At 34.1% G+C, this 6,627-nt stretch carries 8 protein-coding genes and 2 tRNA genes; 3 read left to right on the top strand and 7 right to left on the bottom strand.

Annotated features, from left to right (window positions below):
• On the top strand, window positions 1–325 hold a 325-nt coding region (locus T367_RS0116965), incomplete at its 5' end, for a transposase (protein ID WP_027420924.1).
• Here the strand turns inward: T367_RS0116965 and T367_RS0116960 are convergent.
• From T367_RS0116960 to T367_RS0116945, 4 genes are all read right to left on the bottom strand, one after another.
• Window positions 309–689 (bottom strand): Arm DNA-binding domain-containing protein, encoded by a 381-nt coding sequence (locus tag T367_RS0116960; RefSeq protein ID WP_027420923.1) that lies wholly within the window; start codon window positions 687–689, stop codon window positions 309–311. The two genes, T367_RS0116965 and T367_RS0116960, sit on opposite strands and share 17 nt — an antisense overlap.
• Before the next feature lie 189 nt (window positions 690–878).
• Window positions 879–952, bottom strand: a tRNA-Asp gene (locus tag T367_RS0116955).
• Window positions 953–1,169: 217 nt separating this feature from the next.
• Window positions 1,170–1,246 (bottom strand) — tRNA-Asp (locus tag T367_RS0116950).
• Between the two features lie 84 nt (window positions 1,247–1,330).
• On the bottom strand, window positions 1,331–2,257 hold the full coding sequence (locus tag T367_RS0116945; RefSeq protein WP_027420922.1) for a DUF58 domain-containing protein: 927 nt from the start codon (window positions 2,255–2,257) through the stop codon (window positions 1,331–1,333).
• Window positions 2,258–2,330: 73 nt separating this feature from the next.
• Here T367_RS0116945 and T367_RS0116940 point away from each other — a divergent pair, with 73 nt between their 5' ends.
• Together T367_RS0116940 and yidD are read left to right on the top strand one after the other, a co-directional pair.
• A complete protein-coding gene (locus tag T367_RS0116940; RefSeq protein WP_027420921.1) occupies window positions 2,331–2,699 on the top strand; it encodes a hypothetical protein in 369 nt (122 codons plus the stop codon).
• 58 nt (window positions 2,700–2,757) lie between these two features.
• Entirely contained in the window at window positions 2,758–2,994 is a 237-nt protein-coding gene (yidD, locus tag T367_RS0116935) for a membrane protein insertion efficiency factor YidD (RefSeq protein WP_211252724.1), read from the top strand.
• Between the two features lie 62 nt (window positions 2,995–3,056).
• Here yidD and T367_RS24210 read toward each other — a convergent pair whose 3' ends face one another.
• From T367_RS24210 to T367_RS0116920, 3 genes are all read right to left on the bottom strand, one after another.
• On the bottom strand, window positions 3,057–5,459 hold the full coding sequence (locus tag T367_RS24210) for a protein-disulfide reductase DsbD family protein (protein WP_245593067.1): 2,403 nt from the start codon (window positions 5,457–5,459) through the stop codon (window positions 3,057–3,059).
• Window positions 5,460–5,664: 205 nt separating this feature from the next.
• Complete coding sequence (locus tag T367_RS0116925) at window positions 5,665–5,949, bottom strand: hypothetical protein (RefSeq protein ID WP_027420919.1); 285 nt, start codon at window positions 5,947–5,949, stop codon at window positions 5,665–5,667.
• A 186-nt stretch (window positions 5,950–6,135) separates the two neighbouring features.
• Window positions 6,136–6,510: a hypothetical protein gene (locus T367_RS0116920; protein ID WP_027420918.1), complete on the bottom strand. Its 375-nt coding sequence runs from the start codon at window positions 6,508–6,510 to the stop codon at window positions 6,136–6,138.
• Window positions 6,511–6,627: the final 117 nt, after the last annotated feature.

The following is a 6,627-nucleotide window of genomic DNA, read 5'->3' as shown; positions in this document are numbered from 1 at the left end:
CAAAGAGTACCCTGAAATTGAACAGGCTTATAAATTATCACAAGAGCTTAGATTATTTTTTAATACTAAAACAGGAAAAGGTATTGCTTTAACAAAATTAGCCCAGTGGTATGATAAGGTTGAAAAATCAGGATTTAAAAGTTTTGCTACCATTATGAATACTATTCGAATCAACTACGAGGGGATTGTTAATTATTTTGAACACAGAAGTACAAATGCAGCTGCAGAATCTTTTAATGCAAAAATTAAAGCGTTTAGATCCCAATTTAGAGGTGTGAAAAATGTTGCTTTCTTTTTATTCAGATTAACTAAAATATATGCCTAGTCCCCAACAATTGGTCTTGATCCGTGTTTTCAAAAAAATCGATAAAACAAGATTGTTCAGTTTCGGATACATTATTAATTTTCTTCACATGTTCCCAATCTATGAAATTGTTTTGAAACTCCATTTTTAATAGGTAACTCGTCCAAGAAGTTTTGAAAATGTTTAACTTTTTGTTCAATGTATCACTGTCGGGGTGCTTTTTTTTTACGATCTGTCTATTGTCATCCCAAAAATCAGGAGCAATATAAATCCCAGTGCTTTTTAAAGGTCTGTTTTTACGATCTCCATAAATCTCCAATTGGATTAATGCTTGACCTTCGGAGTTCAATTTGTTTTTTCTGTTGTAGATGTATTTTGCGTTCATAAGAATGAGTTTTAAAAATTTACATAAAACGCACATATAAGAACCGGGTATCACATTTGTAAACGACGGTATCACGTCGGTATCACAAACTAAACTTATTCAAACTGTGCATCTATTTTCGTAAACTTCAAAAACAAAGATAAACGCTACTAAAAAACAAAAAAGGGGAACTTTTGCAAGTTCCCCTAGCGGTCCGGACGAGACTCGAACTCGCGACCCTCGCCGTGACAGGGCGATATTCTAACCAACTGAACTACCGGACCATTTATTTTCATAAATACCTCTCATTAGAGGCGGGGCAAAAGTATATATTTTTTTTCTTTGAACAAATAAAATTGAGGTATATATTTTGGGATAATTAAAGAGCGTATAATGAATGAGATATAAACTCATATAAAAACAAAAACCCTGAGAAGTTGATACATCTCAGGGTTTTCTAATCCTTCAGCCATAAAGGGTATAATTTAACTCTCTTGGAGTTGGCGGTCCGGACGAGACTCGAACTCGCGACCCTCGCCGTGACAGGGCGATATTCTAACCAACTGAACTACCGGACCATTTATTTTCATAAATACCTCTCGATAGAGGCGGGGCAAAGGTATATATTTTTTTTCTTTGAACAAGCAAAAAAATAAAAAAAATTAAATTATTTTTTGTCGCTTTACAAGATACTCCTGTAAAACCTTTTCTAAGCCCTTTTCAATATCTACATCAACGAATCCAATTTTGAATTGAACGCATTTTAATTTCAATTCTTCTAGCGCTGTATTTACTTGGTTATGATATGCTTGTTTGATTCCTGCTGGGTGTAGCTTCACTTTCTTGCCTGTTTCTAGGTCGATAAAATTGGTCGGCTTATTTGGATAATCGAAATCTAGTTCGTGTTTTTTATCCATCACATTAAATAATAAAACTTCGTGTTTATTATGTCTTAAATGTAAAAACGCATCAGTTAATTCTTCTAATGATTCATTTCCGAAAAAATCTGAGAAGACAATTACCAAAGATCTTTTGTGATTATTCTCTGCTGCTTCATGTAAAATATCTACAATTGAAGTCGGAATATTCAATTTTGAAGCTTGTGGCTCCATCAATTTTTCAAGTTCGTGGTATAATAATCGGTGATGCGCAACAGAACTTTTTATAGCAGTATCTAATTTTACTTTATCTTCAAAAACGGTTAAACCAACACCGTCTCTTTGTTTTTTTAGTAGTTCAATTAAAGATGCAATGGCATAAATACTGAATCCTAATTTATTGAGAGGATATTCGTCTGTGATTTCTGGAAAATACATAGATGAAGAGGTGTCTAAAATAATTCGACATCTCAAATTTGTCTCTTCCTCATACCTTTTAACAAATAATTTATCAGTCTTAGCATAAAGTTTCCAGTCGATATGTTTGGTTGATTCACCCGTATTATACAAACGATGTTCGGCAAACTCGACCGAAAAACCATGAAATGGAGATCGGTGCATGCCTGTGATAAATCCTTCAACGACCTGTTTAGCAATAAATTCGAGATTCCCGAATTTAGCCAGCTCTTGTATGTCTATTTTTCCGTACAAATTGGTATTTTAGGGAAAGATACTAATAATAGCAGAATTGATGAGGTGAATTTGAGGATTTAAATCAAGCAATATGGAAAAAAAGATTAGAGTTTGTGAGAGTTGTGGAGAAAAAATAACGGGTAGAAGCGATAAGCGATTCTGCTCGGATTATTGTCGAAACACGAAACACAATGAAGCGAATAAAGACAGTTCTAATTATATCCGAAAAGTCAATAATATTTTACGGAGGAATAGAAGGATTCTAGCGAAGTTTAATCCTCATGGTAAATCCAAAGTATTGGGTAATGTTTTGATGGAGGAGGGATTTAATTTTGCCTATTATACCAATATTTACGAAACTAAAAAAGGGATGCGGTATCATTTCTGCTACGATCAAGGCTATCTAAAGCTCGAGGAAGGATGGTATGCATTAGTTGAGCGGCAAGAATACGTGAAATAGTAGAACTCAGGTTAAAAATCGGTAACTTTGTACCAATTATACTGCGTAAATGAAGTACATCAATTATATATTTATTTTCCCTGTAAAACTATACCAATGGTTTATCTCTCCAATTCTACCGCAAGCTTGTAGGTATACACCAACTTGTAGTACGTATACAATTGAAGCGATTAAAGAATGGGGACCAATTAAAGGAGGTTGGTTGGGAATTAAACGAATTGCTTCTTGTCATCCTTGGGGTGGCACAGGGCACGATCCTGTGCCAAAGAAACATGAACATTGTAAACACGATTAAATTTAAAGACATAAAAAAAGGGAAGCATTAACGCTTCCCTTTTTTTTTGTTGTAATTTCTATTTATTTTATCACTTCAAATTCTGGAACAATTATTTTTGCATCTTTAGAAGATTCGAATTGTTTTTTAGCAAATTCTAACCATTCTTTAAAAACTGCTGCATCACGATGTGTGTCATAATTCGCTTTACCAGAGATATTATTCTCATTGTGGTCAAGGATAACATATAAAGGTTGTGTTACTTCCTTGTATTCTGTGATTTCTAGTTTAGTCCATTTGTCACCAATAGTTGTCATTGGATCGCCGTTTGCTTTTAGTTCTCCAGCATACTTCTCTGGTAATGGTGCACGGTCATCAACATATAATGATGCGACAATAAAATCGTTGGCTAACATTGGAGCAATACTTGGATCAGCCCAAACATATTCCTCCATTTTTCTACAATTCACACATGCCCAGCCTGTGAAATCGACGAAGAGGGGTTTGCCTTGTTCTTTTGCAAAAGCAAGTGCTTCATAATAATCACGAATTGTTTTAATCCCGTGTCCATGAGGGTAAGTTGATTCTGGCCAACCATCTTCTACTTCTGGAGCATGTCCATGAATACCAAAAGGTGATTCAGAATAAGTTAATGGAGGCGGAAATCCTGAAATCATTTTTAAAGGTGCTCCAAACATACCTGGAATTAAGTACATGATAAATCCTACAACCATTGTCGCGAATAAAGCACGTCCAACAGATAATTTACCAACAGGACTATCATGAGGCATTTGAATTTTACCTAATAAATAAATTGCTAGTACGATAAAGATTCCTATCCATATACCTAAGAATAATTCTCTTTCTAAAATATGTAATTGCAATACAAGATCTGCATTTGACAAGAATTTTAAAGCAAATGCCAATTCTAAAAATCCTAATACAACCTTTACTGTATTTAACCATCCTCCTGAAGAAGGCATAGAGTTTAACCAACCAGGGAATGCCGCGAATAAACCAAATGGTAAAGCCAAAGCTGTTGAGAATCCTAACATCGCAATGATTGGTCCTGAAAGTCCACCTTGTGCAGATTGCACGAGTACACTACCAACAATTGGACCTGTACAGGAGAAGGATACTAATGCTAAAGTAAAGGCCATAAAGAAGATGCCTATTAAGCCACCTCTGTCTGCTTGTTTATCTGCTTTATTCACCCAAGATGATGGAAGTGTTATTTCAAAAGCGCCTAAGAATGAAATTGCAAAAACAACAAAAAGAAGGAAGAAAGTAAGGTTCACCCACGGGTTGGTCGCCATTGCATTCAGTGCATCTTCACCAGCAATTGATGAAACCAAAACACCAAGTATTACATATATTACAATTATACAAACGGCATAAAAAATTGCTTTCCGAATGCCTTGTGCTTTTGTTTTAGATTGTTTCGTAAAGAAACTCACTGTCATAGGAATCATTGGGAATACACATGGCGTCAATAATGCAAGCAGTCCCCCACCAAATGCAAGAATGAAAATTATCCATAATGAATCCTTCTCTGTTCTTGTTTTATTATCTAATGAGTTCTTAAGTTTAAATGATAATTCGCTTTTTTTAGTGCTGTGAAAGTTGTTCTCACACCCCATTAAAAATAAATCTAACTCAGCTTTTATTATAGGTAAATCAGCTGTGTCTTTTAAATGAATATCTTGACTGATGATGATTTTATATTTATAGCCTTTTGTATCGTCGCCTATAATTTTTGAAATTTTTGTTGTAAAAGGCTGAACACTATCCAGTTTTTCATTATCCAAAACTGTAAAAACCGATTTATATCCTTTGATATTATCAAAAGCATACATGGCAAATACAGAGTCAATTTGAATCTCTACAGACAAGGAGAAATCCTTTTCATCTGTGCGAACCGGATCAAAAACTAAAATTTTAACTGGGTCAAAATCGTCTGAATAACTAGTGCCTTCACAATTTCCAACGGCAGCATATAATGCCGAATCTAATTGAGTTGGATTAACGTATCCTTCGTTCGTTTCTCCTTCATCTCCTTCTTCAGATTTTTCTATTCCTAAACTTTTTAAACCTTTTATTACAATTTCAGTATCTCTAAATTCAGGAGGTAGGCATGCTGTTTTACAAGCCATATATTCATAGTCGATTTTTATTTTGAAATCCTTCTCAGAAGTAATTTTGAATTTTTGCTCAAACTTTGCATGGTCACCATGGAATGATCTTTCAGGGAAGCCCTCGTTATCGACTAATTCAGCGCCATATTCTTTTGTTTTACCTAAAAGTTTAGCGCCTCCATTAGTATTGTAATTAAATAGAGTCGGTAATGGTATTGCTCCGTCCGGTTGCACTTGCGAATAAATATGCCAACCATTTTTTTGTGCAACATTCATCGTTATTATCACAACATCCTTCTCATAAGTGACGTCAAAACTCCAGGTTATAACGTCATCAATATTATTGGGCATTTCATCTTGTGAAAAAGAAAAAAACGCGCTTAGGCCAAATATAAAAGCTAGGAACTTATTGAACATATCTATTGTAAAATTTAATTGACGTTAAAGTTAATATAAATACTTGAATTTAATTTTTGATTAAATAACCTACTCTTGAAATCTTAACATGAAAAAAGCGGCCCTAGAGCCGCTTGAATATTATGAAAAAGATAACAGATTATAGATATCTTATATTAGTGATGTTGGCAATAGGTATCCATAAACCTCCTTTTAAGCAGATGAATTTTTTGCCTGTTGCCCAAATCGTGGTCTGGACAGATTTTAATCCAGAATCCGTATAAAAATCAATATAGAATTTAACTTTACCGAGGTTTCCAAGTCCAGTTGCATCTCTTAGTTTGTCTAAAAGGTTAGGATCTTGATCTATCTCGGGGTGATTTTTAAAAGAAAAATTAGCTATCGCTTCTTTTTCCACCAATGTTGGGTTTCCGATTTCTTGCATAGTTTAAAATTTAGGTGACTTTAACCGTCGACAATACATCTATACGAAAATGACAGAAGAAAGTTAAAGGTTGATCACTTTGTTGGAAAGCACAAGTTAGAAAAAAAAATAGTAAAATACAATAGCTTGCAAAAAAAATCCGAATCGTATAAACGATCCGGATTTTGAAGCTTTAATTTTTTTTACTTATTTAGTGATATAGGTATCCATGAACGTTTGTTGTTCGAGTTCTTTACCGTTCACATTGATTGAATCAACTTCTAAACTCACAAAAAGTCTTGTGATTACACGTCTAGCCATTTCATTATCATTAACTAACTTAATCGTCACGTCCGTGCCATTTGCCGAATTAGGAGTTGTTGTTACTGAGAAATAACTCTCGTAATATTCAGCGCTTGATTTTATATCTTCTGCAGTGTACTTATCGTTAAATGCAAAATGGAAACTTGTTGCAGTACTTTTATTATAATCGGTACTTGCATCTTTAAAGCTCACGCCTGATTGGGCAAAACTTATCGCAACAAAGAATACAGCGGTTATTAGTCCTAATATTTTTTTCATGGTTTTGGTTTTAATTTATAAATCACTATAATTCTGCAATTTAAAAATCTATTTCACCCTTTCTAAGGCAACAAGTGTGCCAAAGGGTATTATAAATATACGAATTTAATTTGTTAC

The sequence above is a fragment of the Crocinitomix catalasitica ATCC 23190 genome, assembly GCF_000621625.1.
GTDB lineage: Bacteria > Bacteroidota > Bacteroidia > Flavobacteriales_D > Crocinitomicaceae > Crocinitomix > Crocinitomix catalasitica.
This window is presented reverse-complemented; position numbering and strand designations above follow the sequence as displayed.